This is a genomic window from Bordetella saccharivorans, assembly GCF_045862855.1.
Lineage (GTDB): Bacteria > Pseudomonadota > Gammaproteobacteria > Burkholderiales > Burkholderiaceae_B > Bordetella_A > Bordetella_A petrii_F.
This window is the reverse complement of record NZ_BAAFZO010000001.1, coordinates 344208-371171: the sequence shown is the minus strand read 5'-3', so window position 1 is coordinate 371171 and position 26964 is coordinate 344208. Positions and strand designations below refer to the sequence as shown.

The 26964-nt window shown below is 69.4% G+C and carries 22 protein-coding genes; 17 read left to right on the top strand and 5 right to left on the bottom strand.

The features are described from left to right. Positions 1-4 precede the first annotated feature (4 nt). From ntrB to ACKTT0_RS01760, 5 genes are read left to right on the top strand one after another with little or no spacing between them, the layout of a single operon-like run. Positions 5-832 carry a nitrate ABC transporter permease gene (gene ntrB / locus ACKTT0_RS01780; protein WP_407847617.1) on the top strand — a complete coding sequence of 276 codons (828 nt, stop codon included), beginning with the start codon at positions 5-7 and terminating at the stop codon, positions 830-832. Positions 833-835: 3 nt separating this feature from the next. After that, a complete protein-coding gene (locus tag ACKTT0_RS01775; RefSeq protein WP_407847616.1) occupies positions 836-1681 on the top strand; it encodes an ABC transporter ATP-binding protein in 846 nt (281 codons plus the stop codon). 31 nt (positions 1682-1712) lie between these two features. Continuing rightward, on the top strand, positions 1713-4151 hold the full coding sequence (gene nirB, locus ACKTT0_RS01770; protein WP_407847615.1) for a nitrite reductase large subunit NirB: 2439 nt from the start codon (positions 1713-1715) through the stop codon (positions 4149-4151). Positions 4152-4159: 8 nt separating this feature from the next. Beyond that, a complete protein-coding gene (gene nirD, locus ACKTT0_RS01765; protein WP_407847613.1) occupies positions 4160-4498 on the top strand; it encodes a nitrite reductase small subunit NirD in 339 nt (112 codons plus the stop codon). 5 nt (positions 4499-4503) lie between these two features. Then, positions 4504-7227 (top strand): nitrate reductase, encoded by a 2724-nt coding sequence (locus ACKTT0_RS01760; RefSeq protein ID WP_407847611.1) that lies wholly within the window; start codon positions 4504-4506, stop codon positions 7225-7227. 27 nt (positions 7228-7254) lie between these two features. Here the strand turns inward: ACKTT0_RS01760 and ACKTT0_RS01755 are convergent, their stop codons facing one another. Further along, positions 7255-7950 carry a hypothetical protein gene (locus tag ACKTT0_RS01755; RefSeq protein ID WP_407847609.1) on the bottom strand — a complete coding sequence of 232 codons (696 nt, stop codon included), beginning with the start codon at positions 7948-7950 and terminating at the stop codon, positions 7255-7257. A 208-nt stretch (positions 7951-8158) separates the two neighbouring features. Between ACKTT0_RS01755 and ACKTT0_RS01750 the strand changes: the two genes are divergently transcribed. The 4 genes from ACKTT0_RS01750 to ACKTT0_RS01735 all read left to right on the top strand — a co-directional run bounded on the left by ACKTT0_RS01750 (position 8159) and on the right by ACKTT0_RS01735 (position 10116). Further along, positions 8159-8884, top strand: coding sequence for a hypothetical protein (locus ACKTT0_RS01750; RefSeq protein ID WP_407852366.1), 726 nt, complete (start codon positions 8159-8161; stop codon positions 8882-8884). Positions 8885-8965: 81 nt separating this feature from the next. Next, positions 8966-9283 (top strand): ElaB/YgaM/YqjD family protein, encoded by a 318-nt coding sequence (locus tag ACKTT0_RS01745; RefSeq protein WP_028353098.1) that lies wholly within the window; start codon positions 8966-8968, stop codon positions 9281-9283. 40 nt (positions 9284-9323) lie between these two features. Next, complete coding sequence (locus ACKTT0_RS01740) at positions 9324-9740, top strand: phage holin family protein (protein WP_407847607.1); 417 nt, start codon at positions 9324-9326, stop codon at positions 9738-9740. A 1-nt stretch (position 9741) separates the two neighbouring features. Next, complete coding sequence (locus ACKTT0_RS01735) at positions 9742-10116, top strand: hypothetical protein (RefSeq protein ID WP_407847605.1); 375 nt, start codon at positions 9742-9744, stop codon at positions 10114-10116. Here the strand turns inward: ACKTT0_RS01735 and ACKTT0_RS01730 are convergent, their stop codons facing one another. After that, positions 10117-11661 carry a UbiD family decarboxylase gene (locus ACKTT0_RS01730; RefSeq protein ID WP_407847603.1) on the bottom strand — a complete coding sequence of 515 codons (1545 nt, stop codon included), beginning with the start codon at positions 11659-11661 and terminating at the stop codon, positions 10117-10119. An 81-nt stretch (positions 11662-11742) separates the two neighbouring features. Between ACKTT0_RS01730 and ACKTT0_RS01725 the strand changes: the two genes are divergently transcribed. Beyond that, complete coding sequence (locus tag ACKTT0_RS01725; RefSeq protein WP_407847601.1) at positions 11743-12579, top strand: lytic transglycosylase domain-containing protein; 837 nt, start codon at positions 11743-11745, stop codon at positions 12577-12579. A gap of 27 nt (positions 12580-12606) precedes the next feature. Here ACKTT0_RS01725 and ACKTT0_RS01720 read toward each other — a convergent pair whose 3' ends face one another. Continuing rightward, positions 12607-13761, bottom strand: a complete 1155-nt coding sequence (locus ACKTT0_RS01720) for a pyridoxal phosphate-dependent aminotransferase (protein ID WP_407847599.1) — start codon at positions 13759-13761, stop codon at positions 12607-12609. 31 nt (positions 13762-13792) lie between these two features. Here ACKTT0_RS01720 and ACKTT0_RS01715 point away from each other — a divergent pair, with 31 nt between their 5' ends. The 4 genes from ACKTT0_RS01715 to ACKTT0_RS01700 all read left to right on the top strand — a co-directional run bounded on the left by ACKTT0_RS01715 (position 13793) and on the right by ACKTT0_RS01700 (position 18750). Beyond that, positions 13793-14656 (top strand): FAD-binding oxidoreductase, encoded by an 864-nt coding sequence (locus ACKTT0_RS01715; RefSeq protein ID WP_407847598.1) that lies wholly within the window; start codon positions 13793-13795, stop codon positions 14654-14656. A 134-nt stretch (positions 14657-14790) separates the two neighbouring features. Then, positions 14791-17079, top strand: coding sequence for an NADP-dependent malic enzyme (locus ACKTT0_RS01710; protein ID WP_407847597.1), 2289 nt, complete (start codon positions 14791-14793; stop codon positions 17077-17079). A 46-nt stretch (positions 17080-17125) separates the two neighbouring features. Continuing rightward, positions 17126-18289, top strand: coding sequence for a patatin-like phospholipase family protein (locus ACKTT0_RS01705; RefSeq protein WP_407852365.1), 1164 nt, complete (start codon positions 17126-17128; stop codon positions 18287-18289). Then, complete coding sequence (locus ACKTT0_RS01700; RefSeq protein WP_028353107.1) at positions 18286-18750, top strand: barstar family protein; 465 nt, start codon at positions 18286-18288, stop codon at positions 18748-18750. Before ACKTT0_RS01705 ends, ACKTT0_RS01700 begins: the two co-directional genes overlap by 4 nt. A 45-nt stretch (positions 18751-18795) precedes the next feature. On the opposite strand, the gene ACKTT0_RS01695 is transcribed toward ACKTT0_RS01700, so the two are convergent. Continuing rightward, a complete protein-coding gene (locus tag ACKTT0_RS01695; protein WP_407847595.1) occupies positions 18796-19530 on the bottom strand; it encodes a 16S rRNA (uracil(1498)-N(3))-methyltransferase in 735 nt (244 codons plus the stop codon). Positions 19531-19773: 243 nt separating this feature from the next. On the opposite strand from ACKTT0_RS01695, the gene tkt reads away from it, so the two are divergent. The 3 genes from tkt to ACKTT0_RS01680 are packed head-to-tail and all read left to right on the top strand — an operon-like array spanning position 19774 to position 24064. After that, positions 19774-21840: a transketolase gene (gene tkt / locus ACKTT0_RS01690; protein ID WP_407847593.1), complete on the top strand. Its 2067-nt coding sequence runs from the start codon at positions 19774-19776 to the stop codon at positions 21838-21840. Between the two features lie 14 nt (positions 21841-21854). Next, positions 21855-22865: a type I glyceraldehyde-3-phosphate dehydrogenase gene (gene gap / locus ACKTT0_RS01685; RefSeq protein ID WP_028353110.1), complete on the top strand. Its 1011-nt coding sequence runs from the start codon at positions 21855-21857 to the stop codon at positions 22863-22865. A 5-nt stretch (positions 22866-22870) separates the two neighbouring features. Continuing rightward, complete coding sequence (locus ACKTT0_RS01680; RefSeq protein WP_407847590.1) at positions 22871-24064, top strand: phosphoglycerate kinase; 1194 nt, start codon at positions 22871-22873, stop codon at positions 24062-24064. Between the two features lie 66 nt (positions 24065-24130). Here the strand turns inward: ACKTT0_RS01680 and ACKTT0_RS01675 are convergent, their stop codons facing one another. Continuing rightward, positions 24131-26437: a DUF3141 domain-containing protein gene (locus ACKTT0_RS01675; RefSeq protein ID WP_407847589.1), complete on the bottom strand. Its 2307-nt coding sequence runs from the start codon at positions 26435-26437 to the stop codon at positions 24131-24133. Positions 26438-26964: the final 527 nt, after the last annotated feature.

The following is a 26964-nucleotide window of genomic DNA, read 5'->3' as shown; positions in this document are numbered from 1 at the left end:
CGCCATGCCGACGACCACACTCTTCGCCACCTCCTTGCGCGGCGCCGCCTGGCGCGGGGCCCTCGAAGGCGCGGCGCGCGCCGCGGTCGGGCCGGCGGCCGGCTTCGCGCTGTTCGTGCTGGTGTGGCAGGCCATCGCCATGGCTGTCCCGGACATCCCCACTCCCGGGGCTACCTGGGACGCCGCGCGCCTGCTGTTTGCCGATCCGTTTTACGACAACGGTCCCAACGACCAGGGCATAGGCTGGAACGTGCTGGCTTCGCTGCGGCGGGTCGGCATCGGGTTCGGGCTGGCGGCCGTGGTGGGCATCCCGGCCGGCTTCGTGATGGGCCGCTACGCCGCCGCCAGCGCCATGTTCGCGCCCATCGTCAGCCTGCTGCGGCCGGTGTCGCCGCTGGCCTGGCTGCCGCTGGGCCTGCTGCTGTTCCGCGGCGCCGACCCGGCCGCCATCTGGGCGATTTTCATCTGCTCGATCTGGCCCATGGTGATCAACACCGCCGCCGGCGTGGCGCGCGTGCCGCAGGACTACCTGAACGTGGCCCGGGTGCTGAACCTGTCGGAATGGCAAGTGATCACCAAAGTGTTGCTGCCCGCCGTGCTGCCGCACATCCTGACCGGCGTGCGCCTGTCGATCGGCACGGCCTGGCTGGTGATCGTGGCGGCCGAAATGCTGACCGGCGGCACGGGCATCGGGTTCTGGCTGTGGGACGAGTGGAACAACCTGAAGGTCGAGCACATTGTCGTCGCCATTTTCGTGATCGGCATCGTCGGCCTGGCGCTGGAGACCGCGCTGGTGCGCCTGGCCCGCCGCTTCGCCTATACCGAGGAGTAAGCCATGGAAAAGTTCGTGCGCATCGAGAATGTCGGCCAGACCTTCGTCACCGCCCGGGGCAGTTTCGTCGCCTTGCGCGACATCGACCTGACCGTCGCGCAGGGGGAATTCATTTCGCTGATCGGTCATTCGGGCTGCGGCAAGTCCACGCTGCTGAACCTGGTGGCGGGCCTGGCGCGGCCCACCGCGGGCGTGCTGCTGTGCGCCGAGCGCGAGATCGCCGGGCCCGGGCCGGACCGCGCGGTGGTGTTCCAGAACCATTCGCTGCTGCCCTGGCTGACCTGTTTCCAGAATGTCCATTTGGCGGTGCAGCGCGTATTCGGCGCCCGGGAAACCAAGGCGCAGCTGGCCGACCGCACGCGCGCCGCGCTGGAACTGGTGGGGCTGGCGCATGCGCAGGGCAAGCTGCCCGGCGAGATCTCCGGCGGCATGAAGCAGCGCGTGGGCATCGCGCGGGCGCTGGCGATCGAGCCCAAGGTGCTGCTGCTGGACGAACCGTTCGGCGCCCTGGACGCGCTGACCCGTGCGCACCTGCAGGACGAACTGCTGAAGATCGTGGCCGCGACCCGCAGCACCGCCATCATGGTCACGCACGATGTGGACGAGGCCGTCCTGCTGTCGGATCGCATTGTCATGCTGACCAACGGCCCGGCGGCCACCATCGGCCAGATCCTGCCGGTGCCCCTGGCCCGGCCGCGCGACCGCGTCGCGCTGGCCGGGGATCGCGATTACCTGGCCTGCCGCGCCGCGGTGGTCGATTTCCTGCACCGGCGCCACGGCAATCCGGCGCCGGGCCAGGCGGCGGCGCGGCCCGAGCCCGCCGCCGTCATCGAAACGGCCGACGCCTGAGGGCCGGCCCGCAAGCAACACGAGAGACATCATGGACAAGAAACTGAAGCTGGTAATGGTGGGCAACGGCATGGCCGGCGTGCGCACGCTGGAAGAACTGCTCAAGCTGGCCCCTGACCTGTACGACATCACCGTGTTCGGGTCGGAGCCTTATCCCAACTACAACCGGATCCTGCTGTCGCCCGTCCTGACCGGCGAGCAGACCCTGCAGGACATCGTGCTCAATGACGTGGACTGGTACCGGTCCAATGGCATCGACCTGCGCATGAACTGCAAGGTCGAGCGCATCAATCGGGCGCGCCGCGTCGTCATCGGCGCGGACGGCAGCGAAGTCCCGTACGACCGGCTGCTGCTGGCCACCGGGTCCAATCCGTTCATCCTGCCGGTTCCCGGCAAGGACCTGGACGGCGTGGTGACCTTCCGCGATATCCGCGACGTCAACCTGATGATCGAGGCGGCGCGCGCGCACCGGCGCGCCGTGGTGATCGGCGGCGGCCTGCTCGGACTGGAGGCGGCCAGCGGCCTGGCGGCGCGCGGCATGGACGTGTCGGTGGTGCACCTGGGGTCCGGCCTGCTCGACCGCCAGCTCGATCCGCAGGCCGCGCTGCTGCTGCAGCGCAGCCTGGAGGCGCGCGGCCTGAAATTCCTGATGCCGCGCCAGACCGAGGCCTTGCTGGGCAACGACGACGGCCGCGTGCGCGCCGTGCGCTTCGCCGATGGCGAAGAGGCCGAAGCCGACCTGGTCGTGATGGCGGTCGGCATCCGGCCCAACACCGAGCTGGCCGAGAGCTGCGGCCTGTACGTCAACCGCGGCGTGGTGGTGAGCGATACGCTGCAGACCTATGACCCGCTCATTTACGCGGTGGGCGAATGCGTCAGCCATCGCGGCACGGCCTATGGCCTGGTGGCGCCGCTGTTCGAACAGGCCAAGGTGGCGGCCAATCACCTGGCCATGCACGGCATCGGCCGCTACGAGGGCAGCGTCACTTCGACCAAGCTGAAAGTCACCGGCATCGACGTGTTCTCGGCCGGCGATTTCATGGGCGGGCAGGGCACCGAGGAAATCACCCTGGCCGATCCGGTGGGCGGCGTCTACAAGAAACTGGTGCTCAAGGACGACAAGCTGGTGGGCGCCTGCCTGTATGGCGACACGGCCGACGGCGCCTGGTACTTCCGGCTCATCCGCGAGGGCAAGCGGGTGGACGAATTGCGCGACCAGCTCATGTTCGGCGAGAGCGCCATCGGCGGCGATACCGGCCACGCCGGCGAGAACCGCGCCATCGGCATGCCCGACAGCGCCGAGGTGTGCGGCTGCAACGGCGTGTGCAAGGGCACCATCGTCAAGGCGATTCGCGAGCAGGGCCTGTTCACCGTCGACGAGGTCAAGAAGCACACCAAGGCCGCCAGCTCGTGCGGGTCCTGCGCCGGGCTGGTGGAACAGATCCTGATCAATTGCGTGGGCGGCGCCGCCGACGTCAAGCCCAAATCGGAGAAGCCGCTCTGCGGTTGCACCGACCTGACCCACGGCGAGGTGCGCAAGGCCATCCGCCAGCACCACCTGGTGACGATTGCCGATGCCATGCATTTCATGGAATGGCGCACGCCCGACGGCTGCGCCACCTGCCGGCCGGCGCTGAACTACTACCTGCTGTCGACCTGGCCGGGCGAGGCGCGCGACGACAGCCAGTCGCGCCTGGCCAACGAACGCATGCACGCCAACATCCAGAAGGACGGCACCTATTCGGTGGTGCCGCGCATGTGGGGCGGGGTCACCAACCCGTCCGAGCTGCGCCGCATCGCCGATGTGGCCGACAAGTACGCCATCCCGCTGGTGAAGGTGACGGGCGGGCAGCGCATCGACCTGCTGGGCGTCAAGAAAGAGGACTTGCCCAAGGTGTGGGCCGATCTCGACATGCCCTCCGGGCATGCCTACGGCAAGAGCCTGCGCACCGTGAAGACCTGCGTGGGCAGCGAGTTCTGCCGCTTCGGCACGCAGGATTCCACCGCCATGGGCATCGCCCTGGAGAAGGACCTGGTGGGCATGTGGAGCCCGCACAAGGTCAAGCTGGCCGTCTCCGGCTGCCCGCGCAACTGCGCCGAATCGGGCATCAAGGATGTCGGCATCATCGCGGTCGAATCGGGCTGGGAGCTCTACGTGGGCGGCAATGGCGGCATCAAGACCGAAGTGGCGCAATTCTTCGCCAAGGTGAAGACGGCCGAGGAGGTGCTGGAGTACAGCGGCGCGTTCCTGCAGCTGTACCGCGAGGAAGCGTTCTACCTCGAGCGCACCGTCCACTACCTGGCGCGCGTCGGCCTGGAGTACGTCAAGGCGCGCGTGGTCGAGGACGCCGCCAACCGGGCCGAGCTCTATGCGCGCCTGAAGTTCGCCCTGTCGTTCGAAACCGACCCATGGCAAGCGCGCCGCGCCGCCGCGCCGGCTTCCCGCGAATTCCAATCCTTGACCGTATGAGACCCACCATGCCGCAAACCGCTACCTGCCAATGGCGCAACGTCTGCCATATCGACGACATTCCCCCCCAGGGCGCCCGCGTGGTGCGGCGGCCCGGCCAGGACGACGTGGCGGTATTCCGCACCGGCGACGGCCAGCTCTACGCGGTGGTGGACCGCTGCCCGCACAAGGGCGGCCCGCTGTCGGCCGGGCTGGTGCATGGCCGCTCGGTGGCATGCCCGCTGCATGGCTGGGTGCTGGACCTGGAAAGCGGCCAGGCCCAGGCCCCGGACCAGGGTTGCGTGCGCACCTTGCCGGTCAAGCTGGAGGGCGGCGCGGTGTACCTGGACCTGGAAGGCGAGGGCTGATTCTGATGGATACCGCGGCCCTGCCTGTCGATTCGCACGCCGGCGCCGCCGCGCGCACTGTCGCGTCGGTCTGCTGTTATTGCGGCACCGGCTGCGGCGTGCGCGTGACGGCGCACGGCGAGCGCGTGGTGGCGGTGGCGGGCGACCCGGCGCATCCGTCCAGCCGCGGCAGGCTGTGCAGCAAGGGCCTGGCGCTGGCCGACACGGTACGGCGCGACGCGGCGCGCGTGCTGCGCGCCGAATGGCGCGCCGAGCGGGGCCGCGAGCGCGTCGCGGTGCCGCTGTCCGACGCGCTCGACCTGGCCGCCGCCAGGCTTGCCGCCGCCATCGGCTTGCACGGCCCGGACGCGGTCGGCTTCTACCTGTCGGGCCAGTTGCTTACCGAGGACTATGCCGTATTCAACAAGCTGGCGCGCGCGCTGGTCGGCACCAACAATATCGATACGAATTCCCGCTTGTGCATGTCCAGCGCGGTGTCCGGCTACAAGCTGACGCTGGGCGCCGATGCTCCGCCGGCCTGCTACGACGACCTGGAGCTGGCCGATACGGTGCTGATCGCCGGCGCCAACATGGCGTATGCGCATCCGGTGCTGTTTCGCCGGCTGGAGGACGCCAAGGCGGCGCGCCCCGGGCTGAAGATCGTGGTGGTCGACCCGCGCCGCACCGACACGGCGGCGCTGGCCGACCTGCACCTGCCCATCCTGCCCGGCACCGACGTGGCGCTGTTCCATGCCATGCTCAATGTCATGATCTGGGAAGGGCTGGTGGACCAGCGCTACCTGGCAGCTCACACGGCGGGCTTCGCGGCCCTGAAGGCGCGCGTGCATGAGTTCACGCCGCGCGCCGCGCAGGACGTGTGCGGCGTGCCGGCGGCCGACATCGTCCAGGCGGCACGCTGGTTCGGCCAGGCCGGCGCCGCCCTGTCGCTGTATACGATGGGCCTGAACCAGTCCAGCAGCGGCACCGCGAAGAACGGCGCGCTGATCAACCTGCACCTGGCCACGGGGCAGATCGGCCGGCCCGGCGCCGGGCCGTTTTCGCTGACCGGCCAGCCCAACGCCATGGGCGGGCGCGAGGCCGGCGGCATGGCGACCCTGCTGCCGGGCCATCGCGATCCCGCCGATCCGCAGCACCGGCGCGAGGTGGCGGCGCTGTGGGGCGTGGACAGCCTGCCGGCCAGCCCGGGCAAGCCGGCGCTCGAGATGTTCGACGCGGTGCTGGAAGGGCGCATCAAGGTGCTGTGGATCGCCGCCACCAATCCGGCCCAGTCGCTGCCCGACCAGGCGCGCGTGCGCGCCGCGCTGCAGCAGGCCGAGTTCGTCATCGTGCAGGAAGCCTATGCCGGCACCGAGACGCTGGCCTACGCCGACCTGGTGCTGCCGGCCGCCACCTGGCCCGAGAAGTCGGGCACTGTCACCAACTCGGAACGCCGCATCAGCCGCGTGCGCGCGGCTGTCGCGCCGCCCGGCGAGGCGCGGCCGGACTGGCGCCTGGCGGCCGCGGTGGCGCGTCGGCTGGCGGGGCTGATCGCGCCGGACAAGGCGGCCCTGTTCGATTACGCGGACGAGGCCGCCGTGTTCGCGGAGCATGCACGCATGACCGCCGGCCGCGACCTGGACTACAGCGCGGTCGACTACGCCTTGCTGGAGCGCCAGGGGCCGCTGCAATGGCCATACCAGGCCGGCGCCGCCGTGGCGCGCCTGTACGCCGACGGGCGCTTCGCCACCGACGACGGCCGGGCCCGCTTCTTCGATACCGGCTATACGCCGGTCGCCGAGGCGGTCTCGGCGCAATATCCGCTGCGCCTGACCACCGGTCGCCTGCGCGACCATTGGCACACCCTGGCGCGCACCAGCCTGGCCCCGGCGCTGACGCGCCATGTCGAGGAACCCGGGCTGTCGCTGCATCCGCTCGACCTGGAGCGCCTGAAGCTGGCGCCCGGCGCGCTGGCGCGCATCCGCTCCCGGCGCGGCGCCATCGTGCTGCCCGTGCGCCCGGACGATGGCCTGAAGCCCGGACATGCCTTCCTGCCCATGCACTGGGGCAGCGCCTTCATGGCGGGGCTGGGGATCAACGCCCTGACCAATCCGGCGCGCGATCCGGTGTCGCGCCAGCCCGAGCTCAAGCACGCGGCCGTGGCCGTGGCGCCGGCCCGCCTACCGTGGCAGGCCATGGGCTGGGCGGCCGGCGACGCCGCGCGCCTGCGCGCCGCGCTGGCGCCGTGGCTGCGGCGCTTCGACTATGCGGTGGTGGCGCCCTGCGCGGCCGGGCCGGGCGTCCGGCTGCGGCTGGCCGCCGAGTCGGCGCCGCCCGCGCATGTGCTGGACGCCCTGGCCCGGGACCTGGACGTCGGGCAGCCCGATGCCGCCTTCGACGACCCGGCCCGCGGGGTCTTGCGGCGCGTGCGGTTGTCGGCCGGCACGCCCGCGGCCTTCCTGCTGGCCGGCGATGTGCGCGCCAACGACGGCCTGCTGGCCTGGGCCGACGGCGGCCAGGCGCCGGCCAGCCTGGCCCTGCTGCTGATGGGGCGTACCCAGGCGCCGCCGCGTTCGCGCACGGTATGCGCCTGCGCCGGCGTGACCGAACAGGCCATCCAGGCCGGCGTCGACGCGGGCCTGGGCGCCGAGGAACTGAAGGTGCGCCTGGGCTGCGGTTCCGGCTGCGGCTCGTGCATGCCGGAAGTGCGCCGCCTGGCCGCGCCGCATGCGGCAAGCGCAGCGGACTCCTGACGCGCGCTACGCTTCAGGGGCGGGTTTTCACTGCGCGCTTGGCTGCTTGATGGCCGCCAGGAAGGCGGGATCTTTCACCAGCTCTTCGATGTTCAGGCGGATCGTGTCGTTGAGCGCGCCGAAGAAATTGGCGAACTTGGTGGTACGGCGCTTGATTTCCTTGGTCGCCTGGTACACCGGCTTGTCGCCGGCCTTGTCGACCACCAGGTAGGCAATGCGCAAGGTCCAGTCTACCGAATAGCCCAGGTCGTCGATCAGGAACTCCAGGATGTCGCCGGTCAGGCGGACGGGTTGCGCGGTGCCGTTGACCTGCACGCCCATGAAGCGCAATTCGGCGAAGGTGGCGTCGCGCACCAGGTCCTTGACGTCTTTTTCCAGCAGGATGCTGCCCATGGCCGTGTTGCGGATCTGGTTCGGCTCGATCCTGGCTGGCCGGTAGCTGCCGGGCGAGCCGCCGCTGGCCTGTTGCGACGAAGACAGGCCAGCGTTGGCGTAGCGGTCGTTCTTGGGGGGCGGCGCATTGTCGTCGGCCTTGTTCGGGTCGTAGGTGAAGGCGCCCACCTCGACCGCGCCCTCGGCGCTGAGCACCGACGACGGCGAATAGGTAACCGGGAGCGTGTTGGGCACATTCGCGCAGCCGGCCAGGGTTGCCGCGCCGGCCAGGGCGGCCCAGCAAAAGGTCCGGCGCAGCGGCGCGGAAAAACGGCGTGACAGGAACGACATGGGGATTCGCAGGAGGGGGAGGGGGGGCACAATTCTATACAAAATCGGACAAAAAATTTACCGATGTGTGGACTCCACGCGTCGGCATGCCCGTCGGTATCCATTGTTTCCAAGGTTCCAGGCGCGTTGGCCGCCCGCTGGCCAACCGGTGTAGTATCGAAAAGCCATGCCCGAGCGCATGGCTTTTTTGAGTTTCCAGGAGCACCCGGTGGCGGCACGCTTTTTTTCTTATCTCTTCCTGGCGGGGGCGGCAAGCCTGTCGGCCCCGGCCCTGGCCGGCGTATGCGATGCGCAGTTCATGCGCAATGGCGGCGCGGTCCAGTTGACCGGCTCCGGCAACCTGAGCCTGGGCGCCGACCTGACCTTCGCCGAAGTCGCCAAGACGGACGCGGCCAATTGCCGCGCGCGCGTGCAGGGCACCGCCAGTTTCAGCTACGCCGGCCTGCCGGCCGGCAAGTCCAAGCTTGATTACCTGATGACCATCAAGGGCGGCAAGGCAGAGTTCGTGCGTTATGCCAAGGCGGGCGAAAAACCGCAGGACGGCGGCCAGTTCGACCTGCGCATGCTGGGGCTGTTCGCCTACGACGGCAAGGTCGCCGAAGGGCAGCGGCTGCCCGGCGCCACCTACCGGCTGAACATCGGCAAGGACGCCCCGGTGGGCGGCCAGCCCACCACCGTCGTGCGCATCGGCGAGAAGTCCATCGGCGCCAGGCAGACCCTCGACACGGCGCTGGGCCGCCAGGCGTGCTGGCCGATCCGCTACGCGCGCAATACCGATCCCACCATGGCGACGTTCCAGGGCATCACGCTGCCCATCCCGGGCATGAACACCACCGTGACCGATTGGTATTGCCCGGCGGTGAACCTGGTCATGCGCCAGGACATCGACCAGAACGGCGTGAAATCGGCCGTTGAGATTACGCAGATCAAGTAGCAGCCGGTAGCAAGCGGGGCTGCGATTGTATTGCCCGGCTGGTATGATGATCTCGTCTTCGACACATCAACAGGAGCCTTTATGACCACCCGACGATCCGAGGAAGTCGCCAAAGAAAAACTCATCGACAGCGTCAAAAGCAGCCTGAACGATGCGGAAAACCTGCTGCGCGAAGCAGCCTCCAGTTCGGGCGAGAAAGCCTCCGAACTGCGCGACCGCGCCATGGCCTCGCTCAAGCGCACCCGCGAAGCGCTCTACGACGCCCAGGATGCCGTGCTCGAACGCGGCCGCAAGGCGGCGCGCGCCACCGACGACTACGTGCACGACAATCCCTGGCAAGCCATCGGCATCGCGGGCGTGACCGGCCTGCTGCTCGGCCTGCTGATCGCCCGCCGCTGAAGCGCGGGGCCGGCCCCTGGCGGCCGGCCCGCTCCTGCCCATGGGCCTGCGCAGATCCGTATTCGGCGTGGCCGGCAGCCTGGTCGGGCTGCTGCGCACGCGCCTCGAATTGTTCGCCTTGGAAGCCGCCGAGGAAAAGGCGCGCCTGGTCAAGCTGCTGGGCATGGCATTCGCCGCCTTGCTGTTCCTGACGCTGGCGGTGCTGGTGTTCAGCGTCACCGTCGCGGTGGCGTTCTGGCCCACCGAGGACCGCTACCTGGCGCTGGGCCTGCTGGCGGCGCTGTATGCTGTCATCGGCCTGGGTCTGCTGCTGGCCGTGCGCCGCGAACTGGTGTCCGGCCCGGTGCCGTTTTCCGCCACGTTCGAAGAGCTCGGCCGCGATGCCGACCTGCTCGACAGCGTGCGCGTCGCGCAGGCCGAACAGGACGCCCAGCACGACTCCCGGGAGCCGCGCTGACATGGCCAAGCCCACTCCCGCCGTCGACCGCGCCGTGCGCATCGAGCTGCTGCGCGCCCGCGCCGCGCTGGAACGCGAATCCCTCGCCCATGACATCGCCGCGGCTGGCCGCTCGCTCGAGCCGGCCAACCTGCTCAAGCGCTGGCTGCCCGGCCTGGCCAAGGGCAATGTGTCGCGGCTGCTGTGGCAGGGCGTCACGCTGGCGCGCCGCTACCCGTTCATCAGTTCCACGCTGTCGGCGCTCATCATGGGGCGCGGCAAGCGCTCGCGCCTGCTGCGGCTGGCCGGCGGCGCGCTGCTGGGCTGGCAGGTATTCAAGGGCTGGCGCGACTCGCGCCAGCCGCGCGATGCCGGCGCGCCGCCGCCGGCGCCCTGATCACAGCCCCAGGTCGCCCCACATCTGGTCCACCCGCTGCTTGACCGCCGCGTCCATCACGATGGGGCGGCCCCATTCGCGGTCGGTCTCGCCAGGCCACTTGTTGGTGGCATCCATTCCCATCTTGCCGCCCAGCCCCGACACCGGCGACGCGAAGTCCAGATAGTCGATCGGCGTGCGTTCCACCAGCACGCTGTCGCGCACCGGATCCATGCGGGTGGTAATGGCCCACACCACTTCGGTCCAGTTGCGCGGATCGATGTCCTCGTCCACCACCACGATGAACTTGGTGTACATGAACTGGCGCAGCACGCTCCATAAACCGAACATCACGCGCTTGGCATGCCCGGCGTACTGCTTGCGGATCGACACCACCGCCAGCCGGTAGCTGCAGCCTTCCGGCGGCAAATAGAAGTCGACGATCTCGGGCAACTGCCGGCGCAGCAGCGGCACGAATACTTCGTTCAGGGCCACGCCCAGCACCGCCGGCTCGTCGGGCGGCTTGCCGGTGTAGGTGGAGTGATAGATGGGGTCGCGCCGCATGGTGATGCGGTCGACCGTGAAGACGGGGAACCAGTCCTGTTCGTTGTAGTAGCCGGTGTGGTCGCCGTAGGGGCCTTCGAGCGCCATTTCGTAGCCCGTGTCGGGCGGCGGCGGAGCGCCGTCCGGCACGCTGGGCGCGACGGCGCGCGGATCGCCCGCCGGCAGCAGGTGGCCTTCGAGCACGATCTCCGCGCGCGCCGGCACCGATAACTCGCTGCCCACCGCCTGCGCGACCTCGGTGCGCGAGCCGCGCAGCAGGCCGGCGAACTGGTATTCGGACAGGCTGTCCGGCACCGGCGTCACGGCGCCCAGGATGGTGGCGGGATCGGCGCCCAGCGCCACCGCCACGGGGAAGGGCGTGCCGGGGTGTGCGCGCGCGTGGTCGCGGAAATCCAGCGCGCCGCCGCGATGCGAGAGCCAGCGCATGATCAGTTTATTGGGCGCGATGGGCTGCTGCCGGTAGATGCCGAGGTTCTGGCGGCGCGCATTGGGCCCGCGCGTGACCACCAGGCCCCAGGTCAGGAGCGGCGCCACGTCGCCCGGCCAGCATGTCTGGATGGGCAGGCGGGACAAATCCACGTCGGCGCCTTCCCAGACGATTTCCTGGCAGGCGGGGCCGCGCACGCGCTTCGGCGCCATGTCCCACAGCGCCGACTTCAGCATGGCCACCTTGCCCAGCGCGTCGCGCAGGCCGCGCGGCGCCTCGGGCTCGCGCAGGGCGGCCAGCAGCTCGCCGGTCTCGCGCAGCGCGCCGACGTCGTCGGCGCCCATGCCCCAGGCCACGCGGCGCGGCGTGCCGAACAAATTGGCCAGCACCGGCATGGCGGCCCGCGCGCCATCGTGCATGGCGTGCTCGAACAGCAGGGCGGGGCCTTCCGTACGCAGCACCCGGTCGGCAATCTCGGTCATTTCGAGGCGGGTCGAGACTGGCGCGGCGATGCGCTTGAGATCGCCGCGCAGTTCCAATTGCTGCAAAAAGTCTCTAAGGTCGCGGTATTTCACTACAGATCCCGGTCAATTCGTTACATTTTTACGGTGGAACAGAGGTTAACATCCAGTCCTCTCTTAACGCAGGAGGTCCCCATGCCCGATGCGTCAGTGGCCGGCCTGTTCCGCCAGACCGCCCAAGGAGTGCACCACCATCTTGCCGAGTGGTTGCGTATCTGCTGTACCTATCTGGGCATCGCAGTGATCGTTACGGTAAGCATGGGCTTCGCCTTGCCTGGTTTGCGCGACCAGGCCTTGCAGGTGCACAAAGCCTTGTTGACCGCCCTAGCGCCTACATCCGTGCCGCCCGGTTCATCCGCCGAATCCGGGTACGACCCCGCCTATGACACCCCTTCAGCGGTAGCCATGGCGATTCCGGCTGCGCCCGTCAGCAATGCCACAGGTTTCCTGGGGCCGCTGAGAAGCGACCTGCCGCCCGCCCCGCCCAAGAAGCGGGCGCGCAGCACCGTGTCCGGACCGCAAGTCGAGGCACTGCGCAACTATATCTCGCGCAAGTATCGCGTCGCCTATGACGCGACGTCCGTGCTCGTCAATACCGTATACAAGGTCGCGCGCGAAAAAGAGCTCGACCCCTTGCTGCTGCTGGCCGTGATCGCCATTGAATCGCGCTACAACCCGTTCGCCGAGAGCTCGGTGGGCGCGCAGGGCCTGATGCAGGTCATGACGCGCGTGCACCAGGACAAGTTCGACAGGCTGGGCGACGGCATGAACAACCCGCTCGACCCGATCGCCAACATCCGCGTCGGCACGACGATCCTGAAGGACTGCATCGAACGGCGCGGCTCGATCGACGGCGGCCTGGCCTGCTACGTGGGCGCCACCGGCCCCAGCGACGGCGGCTACGGCGCCAAGGTCCAGGCCGAACGCCGCCGCCTGGCGCTGGCCGCCGGCATCGCGCTGGCGCGCGAGTAAGCGGCGCGGCGCCAGGCGCGCCGCTTCCTAGAGTACCTTCCCCATGCGCCGGACCGCTTCCTCGAGGCGGTCCAGCCCCGTGGCGTACGAGAACCGCAGCGTGTGGCCGCCGTGCGCCGGGCCGAAATCCAGGCCCGGCACTACCGCCACGCCCGCCTCGTGCAGCAGCCGCTGCGACAGCGCGGCGCTGTCGGCGCCGAGCGCGGCGATGTCGGCGTAAATATAGAAGGCGCCGTCGGGCCGCACCGGCACATGCAGGCCGAGCCGCTCGAATTCGGGCAGCAGGTAGTCGCGCCGCTGCCGGAAGGCGTCGCGGCGATGCTCGTAGATCTTCAGCGTATCGGGCGCGAAGCAGGCCAGCGCCGCGTGCTGCGCCAGCGTCGGCGCGCAGATCGCCAGGCTGGCCGCCATTTTCTCGATGGGCGCGGCGAGCCGCTCGGGCACGATCATCCAGCCCAGCCGCCAGCCCGTCATGTGGAAGTATTTCGAGAAGCTGTTGATGACGATGATGTCGTCGTCCAGGGTCAGCGCCGAGCGTGGCCGGCCCTCGTAGCTCAGGCCCAGGTAGATCTCGTCCACGATGGCGAAGCCCTGCCGTTCGCGCACCGCGTGCAGCAGTGCCGCCAGTTCGTCGCGCGCGATGCTGGTGCCGGTGGGATTGCTGGGCGACGCCACCAGCACGCCGCGCGTGGCGGGCGTCCAGTGGTCGCGCACGTCCTGCGCCGACAGCTGGAAGCGCTGCCCGGCGTGGCTGGGAACCAGGCGCGGCCGGCCGCCGGCGGCCAGGATGAAATTGCTGTTGGCCGGATAGGAGGGGTCGGGCATCAGCACCTCGGCGCCGGGCTCGACGATGGCCGAGCAGGCCAGCGACAGGGCGCCCGAGGCGCCGGCCGTGACGATGACGCGGGCGGGATCGACGGCGGCGCCGAACTCGCTTGCGTAGAATTGGGCAATGGCCTCGCGCAGCCCGGCCAGCCCGGCCGGCGCGCTGTAGCCGCTCAGGCCGGCCTGGGCGGCGCGCTCGAGCGCTTCCACGACCTGGGGCGGCGCGGTAAAGTCCGGTTCGCCGATACCCAGGCTGATGATGTCCCGGCCCGCCGCCTGCAGCGCCTGCGCCTGCTTGAAGAGTTCGACGACGTGAAAGGTCAGGAAGTCGTGGGCGCGTGATGCGAGGCGCAGCATGATGGTTCTCAAAACGAAAAAGGGATTGTAGATGCAGTCATCGCGGCGCGCATTCCTGTTCGGCCGGCGGCTGCCGCGCACGCCGTGGGACATGTTCCGCCAGCGCCTGGCTCGCGCGGCGCATGGCCCGCTGGAGGAGCTCGACGCGGCGCCGCCGGGCCGCGCCAGGCTGCGGCCGGCGCGCCCCGAGGACGTGCGCCACGCGCGCGCCCTGTGCGTGGAGTACGGCGTGGCGCTGGTGCTGGCGGGCACGGCCGCGGCCGGCATGCCGGCCGGCCGCGCGGTGCTGGAAGTGGATCCCTCGGCGCTCACGGAATTGGCGCCGGGGCCGCTGCCAGGACAGTGGCGCGCGCAGCCGGGCTGCCGGGCCGCGGACCTGGCCGCCGCCGGGCTGCCGCAATTCGCGCAGGCGCCGCCAGCCCAGACGCTGGCCGGCTGGCTGGCGGGGGCCGGCGCCTGGCCGCCGGGCGGCACGGCCGCCAGCGGTCTCGTCGGCATCGACCTGCTGCTGTCGGACGGCACCGCCGAGACGCTCGGGCCGTTCGGCCAGGACGACGTCCAGCCATTGCGCTCGGCCGCGGTGCAGCGGCTGGTGCCCGCCTTGTTCCAGTTGGCCGGCTCGGCCGATGCCGCGGCCTGCCGCGCGCATCCGTCCTGGCCGTGCCGCTACCGCCTGGACGCGCTGGCGCCCGAGCCGCCGGCCGGCGTGAACCTGGCGCAATTGCTGCTGGGACATGGCGGCACGCTGGCCTGGGTGGAGGGCGCGTTGCTGGCGCCCGGCCAGGCGGCCGGCGCCGCGGCGGACGCGCCGCCGCCCGCGGTCGCCGCCGCCGCCCACCGGCTCGCCATGCGCGTGCAGGATGCCTTCGATCCGCCGGGTCTGTACGCGCCCTGACGGCATCCGCCGCCGCGCCGGCGCCCGGCCGGGCGGTGACACGGCACGGCATGGAAGTAAGCGAGGAGTAAGATAGCTGCCGCCCTGAGCTAGAATCCTTCACTTTCCGTGCACCCACCCGAGTAGCCCGCCTTATGGACGCCAACTTTCGCAAAGCCGCGCTTGAATACCACGAGTCCGGCCGCCCCGGCAAAATTTCCGTCACCCCGACGAAGCAATTGTCCAACCAGCGCGACCTGGCGCTGGCTTACTCGCCGGGCGTGGCCGCGGCTTGCGAAGAGATCGTCAGCGATCCGGTCAACGCGGTGCGCTACACCGCGCGCGGCAACCTGGTGGGCGTGATCACCAACGGCACCGCGGTGCTGGGGCTGGGCAACATCGGCGCGCTGGCCTCCAAGCCGGTCATGGAAGGCAAGGCGGTGCTGTTCAAGAAATTCGCCGGCCTGGATGTCTTCGACATCGAGATCAACGAGACAGACCCCGACAAGCTGGTCGAGATCATCGCCGGCCTGGAGCCTACCTTCGGCGGCATCAACCTCGAGGACATCAAGGCCCCGGAATGCTTCACGGTCGAGCGCAAGCTGCGCGAGCGCATGAAGATCCCGGTATTCCACGACGACCAGCATGGCACGGCCATCTGTGTGTCGGCCGCCTTCATCAACGGCCTGAAAGTGGTGGGCAAGGACATCGACAAGGTCAAGGTGGTGACCTCCGGCGCGGGCGCCGCGGCGCTGGCCTGCCTGGACCTGATGGTGGACCTCGGCGTGCCGATCGAGAACATCTGGGTCACCGACATCGAAGGCGTGGTGTACCAGGGCCGCACGGCGCTGATGGATCCCGACAAGGAACGCTTCGCCCAGAAGACCGACCACCGCAAGCTCGCCGACGTGATCCAGGACGCCGACGTGTTCCTGGGCCTGTCGGCCGGCGGCGTGCTCAAGCCCGAGATGGTGGCGGCCATGGCGGCCCGCCCGGTCATCCTGGCGCTGGCCAACCCCAACCCGGAGATCCTGCCCGAAGACGCGCGCGCGGTGCGCGACGACGTGGTCATGGCGACCGGCCGTTCCGACTACCCGAACCAGGTCAACAACGTCCTGTGCTTCCCGTACATCTTCCGCGGCGCGCTGGACGTCGGCGCCACCACCATCACGCGCGAAATGGAAATGGCGGCGGTGTACGCCATCGCCAAGCTGGCCCAGGAAGAGCAGAACGAGGTGGTCGCGGCGGCCTACGGCACGTATGACATCAGCTTCGGCCCCGAGTACCTGATTCCCAAGCCGTTCGATCCGCGCCTGATCACCCGCATCGCGCCGGCGGTGGCCAAGGCGGCGATGGACGGCGGCGTGGCGACGCGCCCGCTGGCCGACCTGGAAGCCTACGTCGAACAGCTGCAGCAGTTCGTGTACCACTCCGGCGCCTTCATGAAGCCGCTGTACTCGGCCGCCAAGAGCTTCGTGCGCGAGGGCGGCAAGGCCCGCGTGGTGTTCACCGAAGGCGAGGACGAGCGCGTCTTGCGTGCCGTGCAGGTGGTGGTCGACGAAGGCCTGGCCAAGCCCATCCTGGTGGGCCGCCCGGCGGTGCTGGCGGCCCGCATCGAGAAATACGGCCTGCGCCTGCGGCTGGGCGAGGACGTCGAGGTCACCAACCCCGAGTACGACGAGCGCTTCCACCGCTACTGGACCACCTACTGGGAAATGATGTGCCGACGCGGCATCACCAAGGAAATGGCGCGCGTCGAGATGCGCCGCCGCCTGACCCTGATCGGCGCCATGATGGTGCACCTGGGCGACGCCGACGGCATGATCTGCGGCACCGTCAGCTCGTATGCCGAGCACCTGCGTTTCGTCGACCAGGTCATCGGCATGCGGCCCGGCGCCAAGGTCTATGCGGCGATGAACGTGCTGCTGCTCAACGAGCGCACCGTGGCGCTGGTCGACACCCACGTCAATGACGATCCCACCGCCGAGCAGATCGCCGAGTTCACTATCGCCGCGGCCGAAGAAATGGCGCGCCTGAACCTGGCGCCCAAGGTGGCGCTGCTGTCGCGCTCGAACTTCGGCACCGGCAGCTCGGCCTCGGGCGCCAAGATGCGCGAGGCCCTGGCGCTGATCCGAGCCGCCGCCCCGGACCTGGAAGTGGACGGCGAAATGCACGGCGACTGCGCGCTGGACGAGGCGCAGCGCCTGCGCATCCTGCCGTCCTCGACGCTCAAGGGCGAAGCCAACCTGCTGGTGTGCCCCAATGTCGATTCCGGCAACATCGCCTACAACCTGCTGAAGACGGCAGCCGGCGGCAATGTCGCCATCGGCCCGTTCCTGCTGGGCGCCAACGCGCCGGTCCACATCCTGACGTCCAGCTCCACTGTCCGCCGCATCGTCAACATGACCGCCCTGGTCGTCGTCGATGCCAACGTCCCCCGGTAACACGACAGCCGGCGCCGCCCCGTCCCAGCCGGTGACGGGGCTGGTGCTGACCGGCGGCGGCGCCCGCGCGGCCTACCAGGTCGGCGTGCTGGGCGCCATTTTCGAGATCCTCGACCCGGCGTCGCGGCCCGGGTTCCGTAATCCTTTTGCCATCATCAGCGGCACTTCGGCCGGCGCCATCAATGCCGCCGCGCTGGCGTGCCGGGCCGACCGCCCGCACTTGGCGGCGCGGCGCATCCGCCGGCTCTGGGAGTCCCTCGACACCGGCATGGTGTACCGGGCCGACGCGCCCGGCCTGATCAAGACCGGCGTGCGCTGGCTGGGGCTGCTGGCGCTGGGCTGGATGTTCTCCGGGCTGTCCGGCAAGCGGCCCCAGTCGCTGCTGGACAACCGGCCGCTGGCCGACCTGCTGGCGCGCGTGCTGGATTTCGACCGCCTGGGCGTCAATCTCGAGCGCAACGCGTTGTCGTCGCTGGCCATCACCGCCTCGGGCTTCACCAGCGGCGAGCACCTGACTTTCTACCAGTCCCACCGCGTGATCGAGCCGTGGCATCGCTCGCTGCGGCGCGCCGTGCCCGCGCGCATCGGCATCGAGCACTTGATGGCCTCGTCGTCCATTCCGTTCGTGTTCCCGGCGCAGGCGGTGGATGTGCAGGGACAGACTGAATGGTGCGGCGACGGCTCGATGCGGCAGCTGGCGCCCATCAGCCCGGTCATCCACCTGGGCGCCGAGCGGGTGCTGGTGATCGGCACCGGCTACCGGGACGACACGCACCCCGAGAAGCGCGAGAAGGCGCCGCCGTATCCGTCGCTGGCGCAGGTGGGCGGGCACGTGCTGTCGAGCATTTTCCTGGACGGCCTGTCGGCCGACATCGAGCGCCTGGAACGCATCAACGAACTGGTCGACCACACCTCGCGCGACCCGGCCACGGGCCTGAGTGTCCGGCGCGTGAACGTGCTGACGCTGACGCCCAGCCAATCGCTGGATTTGCTCGCGCTCGATTACCTGAAAGAAATGCCACTCGAGGCACGTACCCTTTTTCGCGTACTCGGTGTATCGTCCGACCCAGGCCGGTCGGGCGGCGGTGCGCTGATGTCCTATTTGCTGTTTGAAAGCGCCTACACGCGACGATTGATCGAACTGGGTTATGCCGATACGATGCGGCGTATCGAAGAGGTGGTTGGCTTTTTCAAGGAGGGCCAGGCATGACGCGGAATGGCCAGTCTGCTCTGCAGCGCCAATTGGGCCGCGGGGGCGCGATCGATCATGACGGTTTGCAGAAGGAAGCCGTGGTTGAAGCCGCGCATCAGCTCGGACTGGCCCTCATGGTGGCCGACTGCGACCGGGCGCGCAGCCGTTCCGCGGTGCTGCGCGCCATTGCCAAGGCGGTCGACTTCCCCGAGTACTTCGGCGGCAACCTGGACGCCCTGTACGACTGCCTGTGCGACACCGTGCTGGACCAGAAAACCGGCGTGGTGCTGTGGCTCTACAAGCTTCATTCAGGCGATCCAGCCCTGGAAGCCGACGCCGCCCAGATCGAAGCCGTGTGCGCCGATGCCGCCGAATTCGCGCGCGACAACGGCCGGGTCTTCACCTACGTCATCGAGCACGCCGGCAAGCATCCCGACCCGGAACCCGGCGTCGCCGCGGCGCCTTACGGGGAAGGGTAACCCCATCCCCCGGGTGTCAGGCACCTGCAGGCCTGTAGACGCGGCCTACTGCCACCCCAGCAGGGCGGTGGCGGCGGCGATCAACGCCAGCCCCGCGGTCTCGGTGCGCAGCACGCGCTGCCCGTAGCGCACGGCTTGCACGCCGTGCGCGGCCGCCAGCTCCAGCTCGGCGTCCGACCAGCCTCCCTCCGGCCCCACCAGCAGGCTCAAGGCCTGCAGGTCCGGCTGCGCGCGCAGCGCGTCGGCCAGGCCGGGCCCGGCTTCCGGGTGGCACAGCAGGCGCACGCCCTCGGCCGGCTGCTCCAGCCATGCGCGCAGGCCGACCGGAGCATCGACCGCCATCAGGCGGTTGCGCCCGCATTGTTCGGATGCCGCCTGGGCAATGCGGGACCAGTGCGCCACCCGTTTTGCCAGCCGCGCCCCGTCCAGTTGCAGCAGGCTGCGCTGCGCGGCGATCGGGCAGACCCGGCTGGCGCCCAGTTCGACCGCCTTTTCCACCACCCAGTCCATCTTGTCGCCGGACGGCAGGCCTTGCACCAATATGATGCGGCCGGCCAGCTCGGCTTCGCGCGGGTCGTGCGCGCCCAGCACGGCATGGGCGGCCTTGCCGTCGATTTCGAGCGTGGCGGGGTATTCGCCGCCGGCGCCGTCGAACAGCACGATGGGCGAGCCGGCGCGCAGGCGCAGCACCCGCACGGCGTGGTGCGCCAGGGCGTCGGGCAGCGCCATGCGGGCGCCGGCGGACAGGGGAGCGTCGCAGAAGAAGCGCGGCAGGGGCATGGGTCGATCAGGGGGCCGCGGCGGGCGGCAAGGTCCGGTCAAGCGCGTAGCCTACCATCCCCCGCGCGGCCCGGGCGGCGCCCGCCGGGACGCCAGGTCCCGGGTTATCCCCGGATGCTAAAATCATGAGCTTCACAACCTCTCTACCTGGCCCCATTTTCCCGGGCGCCGGGCACCCCGGCGCGGCAATGCGCGCCCACGGGCGGGCGCGGGCTCGCCAGGGTGTCTGGCACCAGCCGGAACATGTTGCCGGAGCCTACGAGCCTTTTCCGCATGAGCCAATCCACCGCCCATCAACTTGCCCTGGCGGATGCCATCCGCGTCCTCGCGATGGACGCCGTCCAACAAGCGAACTCCGGCCACCCCGGGGCCCCCATGGGCATGGCGGAAATCGCCCAGGCGCTGTGGCTCGGCCACCTGCGCCACAACCCGGCCGATCCGGCCTGGGCCAACCGCGACCGCTTCGTGCTGTCCAACGGCCACGGCTCGATGCTCATCTACGCGCTGCTGCACCTGTCCGGCTACGACCTGCCCATTGACGAGCTCAAGCAGTTCCGCCAGTTGCACTCGCGCACCCCCGGCCACCCGGAGGTCGGCATCACCCCCGGGGTCGAGACCACCACCGGCCCGCTCGGGCAAGGCCTGGCCAATGCCGTGGGCATGGCGCTGGCCGAGGCGCTGCTGGCCGCCGAGTTCAACAAGCCCGGCCTGCCCATCGTCGACCACTACACCTATGCGTTCACCGGCGACGGCTGCCTGATGGAAGGCATCTCGCACGAGGCTTGCTCGCTGGCCGGCACGCTCAAGCTGTCCAAGCTGGTGGTGCTGTACGACGACAACGGCATTTCCATCGACGGCCATGTCGAGCACTGGTTCGGCGACGACACCGCTACCCGCTTCGAGGGTTACGGCTGGAACGTCATTCGCGGCGTGGACGGCCACGACGTGGCCGCCGTCGACGCCGCCATCCGCCAGGCGCGCGCGCAGTCGGAAAAGCCCACCCTGATCGTGTGCCGCACCATCATCGGCAAGGGCTCGCCCGCCATGGCCGGCACCCATAACGTGCACGGCGCGCCGCTGGGCGCCGAGGAAGTCGCCGCCACGCGCGCCGCGCTCGGCTGGACCGCCGCGCCGTTCGAGATCCCCCAGGTCGTGCGCGAAGGTTGGGACGCCCGCAAGCAGGGCGCCGAGGCCCAGGCCGCCTGGCAGGCCGGCTTCGACGCCTACGCGGCCAAGTACCCCGCCGAGGCCGCCGAGTTCACGCGCCGCATGAAGGGCGAGCTGCCGGCCGACTTCGCCGCCCGGCTGCAGGCCTTCGTGCAGGCCACCGACCAGAAAGCCGAGACCGTCGCCACCCGCAAGGCCTCGCAGTTCGCCATCGCGGCGCTGGCTGAAGTCCTGCCCGAGCTGCTGGGCGGCTCGGCCGACCTGACTGGTTCCAACTACACCGACTGGAAGGGCGTGGCGCCGGTGCGCGCCGGCGCGCAGGGCATCCAGTTCGGCCGCCACATCAACTACGGCGTGCGCGAATTCGGCATGGCCGCCATCATGAACGGCATCGCGCTGCACGGCGGCTACCTGCCGTTCGGCGGCACCTTCCTGACCTTCTCCGACTACTCCCGCAACGCCATCCGCATGGCCGCGCTGATGAAGCAGCGCGTGGTGCACGTGTTCACGCACGACTCCATCGGCCTGGGCGAGGACGGGCCCACCCACCAGTCCATCGAGCACGCCGCCAGCCTGCGGCTGATCCCCAATCTGTCGGTCTGGCGTCCGTGCGACACCACCGAGACCGCGGTCGCCTGGGGCGCCGCCGTGGCGCGCCCGGCCAGCATCGGCATGGACGTCCATGACGGCGGCCCGACCGCCTTGCTGCTGTCGCGCCAGAACCTGCCGTTCGTGGCGCGCGACGCCGACACGCTGAAAGCGATTGTCCGCGGCGGTTACGTTCTGCGAGACGCAGAAGGCGCGCGTGCCGTTATCATCGCCACGGGCTCGGAAGTCGCCATCGCGCTGGCCGCGCAGGAACAGCTGGCCGGGCAGGGCATCGCGGTGCGCGTGGTGTCCATGCCCAGCACCGACGTGTTCGACCGCCAGGACGCCGACTGGAAGCGCGCCGTGCTGCCCCCGGGCCTGCCGCGCGTTGCCGTCGAGGCCGGCACGACCGGCCTGTGGCACAAATACGTGGGCCTGGAAGGCGCCGTGGTCGGCATCGACCGCTACGGCGAATCCGCGCCCGCAGGGGCCTTGTTCAAGTTCTTCGGTCTGACCGCCGACAAGGTGGCCGAGGCCGTCAAGCAAGTTTTGTAAAAGGAGCTCTAGTCATGACCATCCGCGTCGCCATCAACGGGTACGGCCGCATCGGCCGCAACATCCTGCGTGCCCACTACGAAGCCGGCAAGAAGCACGACATCGAAATCGTCGCCATCAACGACCTGGGCGATCCCAAGACCAACGCGCACCTGACGCGCTACGACACGGCCCACGGCAAGTTTCCCGGCACCGTCGAAGTCGACGGCGACTACATGGTCGTCAACGGCGACAAGATCCGCGTGCTGGCCAACCGCAACCCGGCCGAGCTGCCCTGGGGCGAGCTGAAGGTCGACGTGGTGCTCGAGTGCACCGGCTTCTTCACCTCCAAGGAAAAGGCCAGCGCGCACCTGAAGGGCGGCGCCAAGAAGGTCATCATCTCGGCTCCCGGCGGCAAGGACGTCGACGCCACCATCGTGTACGGCGTCAACCACGGCGTGCTGAAGGCTTCCGACACGGTCATCTCGAACGCCTCGTGCACCACCAACTGCCTGGCCCCGCTGGTCAAGCCCCTGCACGACAAGCTGGGCCTGGAAAGCGGCCTGATGACCACCGTGCACGCCTACACCAACGACCAGGTCCTGACCGACGTCTATCACGAAGACCTGCGCCGCGCCCGTTCGGCCACCATGAGCATGATCCCCACCAAGACCGGCGCGGCTGCCGCGGTCGGCCTGGTGCTGCCCGAACTGAACGGCAAGCTCGACGGCTTCGCCATCCGCGTGCCCACCATCAACGTGTCGATCGTCGACCTGTCGTTCGTGGCCAAGCGCGAAACCACGGTCGAGGAAGTCAACAGTATCCTGAAGGCCGCCTCCGAAGGCGAGCTCAAGGGCATCCTGGACTACAACACCGAACCCCTGGTGTCGGTCGACTTCAACCACAACCCCGCGTCCAGCACCTACGACTCCACCCTGACCAAGGTGTCGGGCAAGCTGGTCAAGGTGTCGTCCTGGTATGACAACGAGTGGGGCTTCTCCAACCGCATGCTCGACACCACCGTCGCGCTGATGTCGGCCAAGTAAGCGGCATGGCCAAGGTCAACACCCTGTCCGCGCTGGCCAAGGCCGGCGCGCTGCACGGCAAGCGCGTGTTCATTCGCGCCGACCTCAACGTGCCGTTCGACGACGCCGGCCAGATCAGCGAAGACACCCGCATCCGCGCCTCGGTGCCCGGCATCCGCCTGGCGCTCGACGGTGGCGCGGCGGTCATGGTCACGTCCCACCTGGGCCGTCCCACCGAGGGCGTGCTGACCGAGGCCGACTCGCTCGACCGCGTCGGCCGGCGCCTGTCGCAACTGCTGGGCATGCCCGTGCAGCTCGTCAAGGACTGGGTCGACGGCGTCAACGTCGACCCGGGCCAGGTGGTGCTGCTGGAGAACTGCCGCGTCAATCCTGGCGAGAAGAAGAACGACGAGGCGCTGTCGCGCAAGATGGCGGCGCTTTGCGACGTGTACGTCAACGACGCGTTCGGCACGGCGCACCGCGCCGAAGCCACCACCCACGGCATGGCGCGCTTCGCCCCGGTGGCCTGCGCTGGCCCGCTGCTCGAGGCCGAGCTCACGGCCCTGGGCCGCGCGCTGCACGAGCCCAAGCGGCCGCTGGTGGCCATCGTGGGCGGTTCGAAGGTCTCGACCAAGCTGTCGATCCTGCAGTCGCTGGCCGACAAGGTCGACCAGCTGGTGGTGGGCGGCGGCATCGCCAACACCTTCATGCTGGCGGCCGGGCTGTCCATCGGCAAGTCGCTGGCCGAGCCCGACCAGGTCGAAGAGGCCCGCGCCGTGATCGAGATCATGAAGCAGCGCGGCGCCGAGGTGCCCATCCCCACCGACGTGGTGTGCGCCAAGTCGTTCGCGGCGGATGCCGAAGCCACCGTCAAGGCGGCCGACGCAGTCGCCGAGGACGACATGATCCTCGACATCGGCCCGCAGACGGCGCAGCGCCTGGCCGGCATCCTGCAGCAGGCCGGCACCATCGTCTGGAACGGCCCGGTGGGCGTGTTCGAGTTCGACGCCTTCGCGCACGGCACCGAGGTGCTGGCGCAGGCCATCGCCACGTCGCCGGCCTTTTCGATCGCCGGCGGCGGCGACACCCTGGCGGCCATCGCCAAGTACGGGATCGCCGACAAGGTGGGCTACATCTCCACCGGCGGCGGGGCGTTCCTGGAGTTCCTCGAAGGCAAGTCGCTGCCTGCGGTGGCCATCCTGGAGGAGCGCGCGGACTGAGCGCAGCCCGGCCGTTTCCGGCCATGGCAAGAAAAACGGGCGCCTTGTGCGCCCGTTTTTCTTGCGTTACGCGTCCTCGCGGCCGGGGCGCCGGCTACCGGCAGCCTTGCTTGCCGCGGCACGGCGCCGCGGGGTGGCCTTGCGAGCGGCGGCCGGCTTGCCTGCCTGCGGTTTCTTCTCGCGCGCCAGCGCGCGTTGAGCCGCCGCGCGGAAGATCTGCTCCATTTCGAGCAGGCACTCGCGCGCCCGCTCGTTGAGCGGCCCGGTGGCTTCGAGCACGTGGCGCATGGTGCCGAACGCGTTGCGTATTTCCTCGGCCGAGGCCTGCTCCAGCAGGCGCGGCATGGCATCCAGCGCGGCCGCGCCGTCCAGCCGCATCATCAAGGCCTGGTCGCGCGCCACGTTCTTGAATTCCTGCAGCGCCAGGCCGGAGTCGGCATCGGCGCGCATCTTGCGCAGCATGGCGAAGCTGCGTTCGTCGATGCTGCCTTCGGCGCCGGCGACATACAGCAGCATGCGCATGCCCGCTTCGCGCACGCCGCCCTGGTCCATCAGCGCGCGCAGCTCGCCGGCACGCTCTTCCATGAAGCGGCGGTGCTCGGGCGATACGCCGGGATGCTTGCGCGGCGCATCGGTCTTGGCGCCGAGGCCGGCCCAGTCCTGCACCAGCGGGGAACCATAGACGGCCATGAACAGTTGCTCGCCCGCCGCGTCGCGCAGCTCCTGCCAGATGTCGAGGCTGGCCTCGATCGTGTTGGAAACCATGCGTTCCATGACCGCGAACGGGTTGGCCGGCGCGGCCGGCTGGCGATGCTGGCGCACTTGCGCGGCCGCCTGCGCGACCGGGGCGATCCAGGGGTTGCGGTCGGAGATCAGTTCGTAGGGCAGGCGCAGCGGGTGCAGGCGCTGCATCCAGTCGGCGGTCTGCGGCGTGACGGCGGCGCGCACCCAGGGCTGCACGAAGCTGCGGTACAGGCCCAGGTTGATGTCGGAGATGCGCGCCACGGCGGCGAAGCGCCGGTCGTCTTCTTCCTTGCGCTCGACGATGGCGCGGATGTCGTCGACTTTGCGGCGCGCGAACGACAGCACATAATCGCCGGGCGCCAGGTCGGCGTTGAGCGTGTCCGGGGTCTTGTCGGCGATCTCGGCCTGGTAGATGCCGGCCGGCAGCACGTCGATCAGGTCGATGTTGGCGGTGAATTCCTGGTGCTCTTTGCGGGCTACGCTGCCGGACACGAAAATGCCCAGGTGGCCGATGCTTTCGTGCACGGCGTAGACGATGGTCTGGTCGTGCGCCACGACTTCGGTGTCGTCCTGGTACAGGTCGGGGATCCAGCCCAGCGCCTGGGGGGGCGGGGTGATGTTGTCGCCCTTGGAGCAGAACACGATGATGGGCGAACGGATGTTGCGCAGGTCGATGCGGATGCCATCGGAAGTGACCAGCCCGGCGGTGGCCAGGCGGTTGCCGATGAACAGGTTGTCGACGATGTACTGGATCTCGGGGCCGTTCAGGTAGACGTGCCCGCCCCACCATTTTTCGAAGCCCAGGTAGCGGGAGGCTTCGGTGTCGACTTTGGAGTACAGGTTGTACTGTTTGCTCCAGAGGGTGTTGGCGGGGTTCAGGTTCTCGAAGTTCTGTACCAGCCAGGCGCCGTCGAATTTGCCGTCGCCGAGGTCGCTGGCCAGGGCGGTGAGCCAGCTGCCGCCGGTCAGGCCGCCGCTGTAGCGCATCGGGTTCCTGCCGCGCCAGCCGGCCCAGTACGACAGCGGCGCGCCGGCGACGATGATGGGGCCGAACAGTTCGGGCCGCATCGCGGCCGTCATCATGATCTGCCAGCCGGCCTGGCAGTTGCCGACGACGACGGGCTTGCCTTCGGATTCGGGATGGCGGGCGATAATTTCCTCGAGGAAGCGGGCCTCGGCGCGCATCACGTCCTCGACGGTCTGGGTGGCGGTGGGCTGCGGCAGGAAGGAGGCGAAGTAGCAGGGATGGCCGGCGCGCACGGCCACGCCGATTTCGCTTTCCGGCTTGAATCCGCCGATGCCGGGGCCGTGGCCGGCGCGGGGGTCCACTACCAGGAAGGGGCGCTTTTGCGGGTCCACTTGGACGTCGGCGGGCGGCAGGATGCGCAGCAGCCCGTAGTTGACCGGGCGGTCGAATTCGCGGCCGTCCAGGATCAGCTCGGACTTCATGCTGAGCACATTGGGGGCGCGCTTGGCCATGTGGCTGTGGTATTGGTTGCCGCGCTGGCGCATGACGTCGGTGTACAGGACGCTGCGCTGCAGGGTGTCGACGGCGTATTCGTAGGCAGCCAGCCAGGGGTTGGCGGACGAGGCGGGAGGGGCGCTGCGATCGTTGGCGGTTGCGGCCACGGCGATCTCCGTAGAAAGGGGAAGGTTCTGCCGCGCGTTGTGTACGGGCGGGGGAACAGAACGAAAAAACAGGACTCAATTACAGCGCAATCAATGTTGCAATGCAACATCGGGGTGTTTCTGTGGGGGGTCTTGAGGGTGCTGTGGGGGGTATAGAGGGATTGGCTCGTGGATGAACGAGGGCTTGAGTTCTTGAGACGCCCGCGCCTGCCGGCGAGGCCCAGGCGGCCACGTCGCTCGGCTCGGGCGCGCCACCAGGCGCCCTCGGCCCCCTGCGGGGGCTGCCCTCGCTCCAACTGGCTGCCCGGGCCTCGCCGGCAGGCGCGGGCTCGCAATATCTCGGGTTCGGGTCTTGGGTCTTGCGTCGAGGTTGCGCAGTCGCGACGACGGCGATGGGGTACAGGTGTCGCCCAGGTGTCAGACACCCCCTGCGTCAGCGGCGCAGATAGGCGGGAGTGCCGCAAGGGGTGTCTGACACCGACGTGCAACGCCGACGTCCAACACCAACGCGCAATGCATTACAGCGG

Bases quoted from the DNA above. Each gene is read 5' to 3' on its own strand.
- ntrB (WP_407847617.1), top strand. From the start codon at position 5: ATGCCGACGACCACACTCTTCGCCACCTCCTTGCGCGGCGCCGCCTGG.
- ACKTT0_RS01775 (WP_407847616.1), top strand. From the start codon at position 836: ATGGAAAAGTTCGTGCGCATCGAGAATGTCGGCCAGACCTTCGTCACC.
- nirB (WP_407847615.1), top strand. From the start codon at position 1,713: ATGGACAAGAAACTGAAGCTGGTAATGGTGGGCAACGGCATGGCCGGC.
- nirD (WP_407847613.1), top strand. From the start codon at position 4,160: ATGCCGCAAACCGCTACCTGCCAATGGCGCAACGTCTGCCATATCGAC.
- ACKTT0_RS01760 (WP_407847611.1), top strand. From the start codon at position 4,504: ATGGATACCGCGGCCCTGCCTGTCGATTCGCACGCCGGCGCCGCCGCG.
- ACKTT0_RS01755 (WP_407847609.1), bottom strand. From the start codon at position 7,950: ATGTCGTTCCTGTCACGCCGTTTTTCCGCGCCGCTGCGCCGGACCTTT.
- ACKTT0_RS01745 (WP_028353098.1), top strand. From the start codon at position 8,966: ATGACCACCCGACGATCCGAGGAAGTCGCCAAAGAAAAACTCATCGAC.
- ACKTT0_RS01740 (WP_407847607.1), top strand. From the start codon at position 9,324: ATGGGCCTGCGCAGATCCGTATTCGGCGTGGCCGGCAGCCTGGTCGGG.
- ACKTT0_RS01735 (WP_407847605.1), top strand. From the start codon at position 9,742: ATGGCCAAGCCCACTCCCGCCGTCGACCGCGCCGTGCGCATCGAGCTG.
- ACKTT0_RS01725 (WP_407847601.1), top strand. From the start codon at position 11,743: ATGCCCGATGCGTCAGTGGCCGGCCTGTTCCGCCAGACCGCCCAAGGA.
- ACKTT0_RS01720 (WP_407847599.1), bottom strand. From the start codon at position 13,761: ATGCTGCGCCTCGCATCACGCGCCCACGACTTCCTGACCTTTCACGTC.
- ACKTT0_RS01715 (WP_407847598.1), top strand. From the start codon at position 13,793: ATGCAGTCATCGCGGCGCGCATTCCTGTTCGGCCGGCGGCTGCCGCGC.
- ACKTT0_RS01710 (WP_407847597.1), top strand. From the start codon at position 14,791: ATGGACGCCAACTTTCGCAAAGCCGCGCTTGAATACCACGAGTCCGGC.
- ACKTT0_RS01700 (WP_028353107.1), top strand. From the start codon at position 18,286: ATGACGCGGAATGGCCAGTCTGCTCTGCAGCGCCAATTGGGCCGCGGG.
- ACKTT0_RS01695 (WP_407847595.1), bottom strand. From the start codon at position 19,530: ATGCCCCTGCCGCGCTTCTTCTGCGACGCTCCCCTGTCCGCCGGCGCC.
- tkt (WP_407847593.1), top strand. From the start codon at position 19,774: ATGTTGCCGGAGCCTACGAGCCTTTTCCGCATGAGCCAATCCACCGCC.
- gap (WP_028353110.1), top strand. From the start codon at position 21,855: ATGACCATCCGCGTCGCCATCAACGGGTACGGCCGCATCGGCCGCAAC.
- ACKTT0_RS01680 (WP_407847590.1), top strand. From the start codon at position 22,871: ATGGCCAAGGTCAACACCCTGTCCGCGCTGGCCAAGGCCGGCGCGCTG.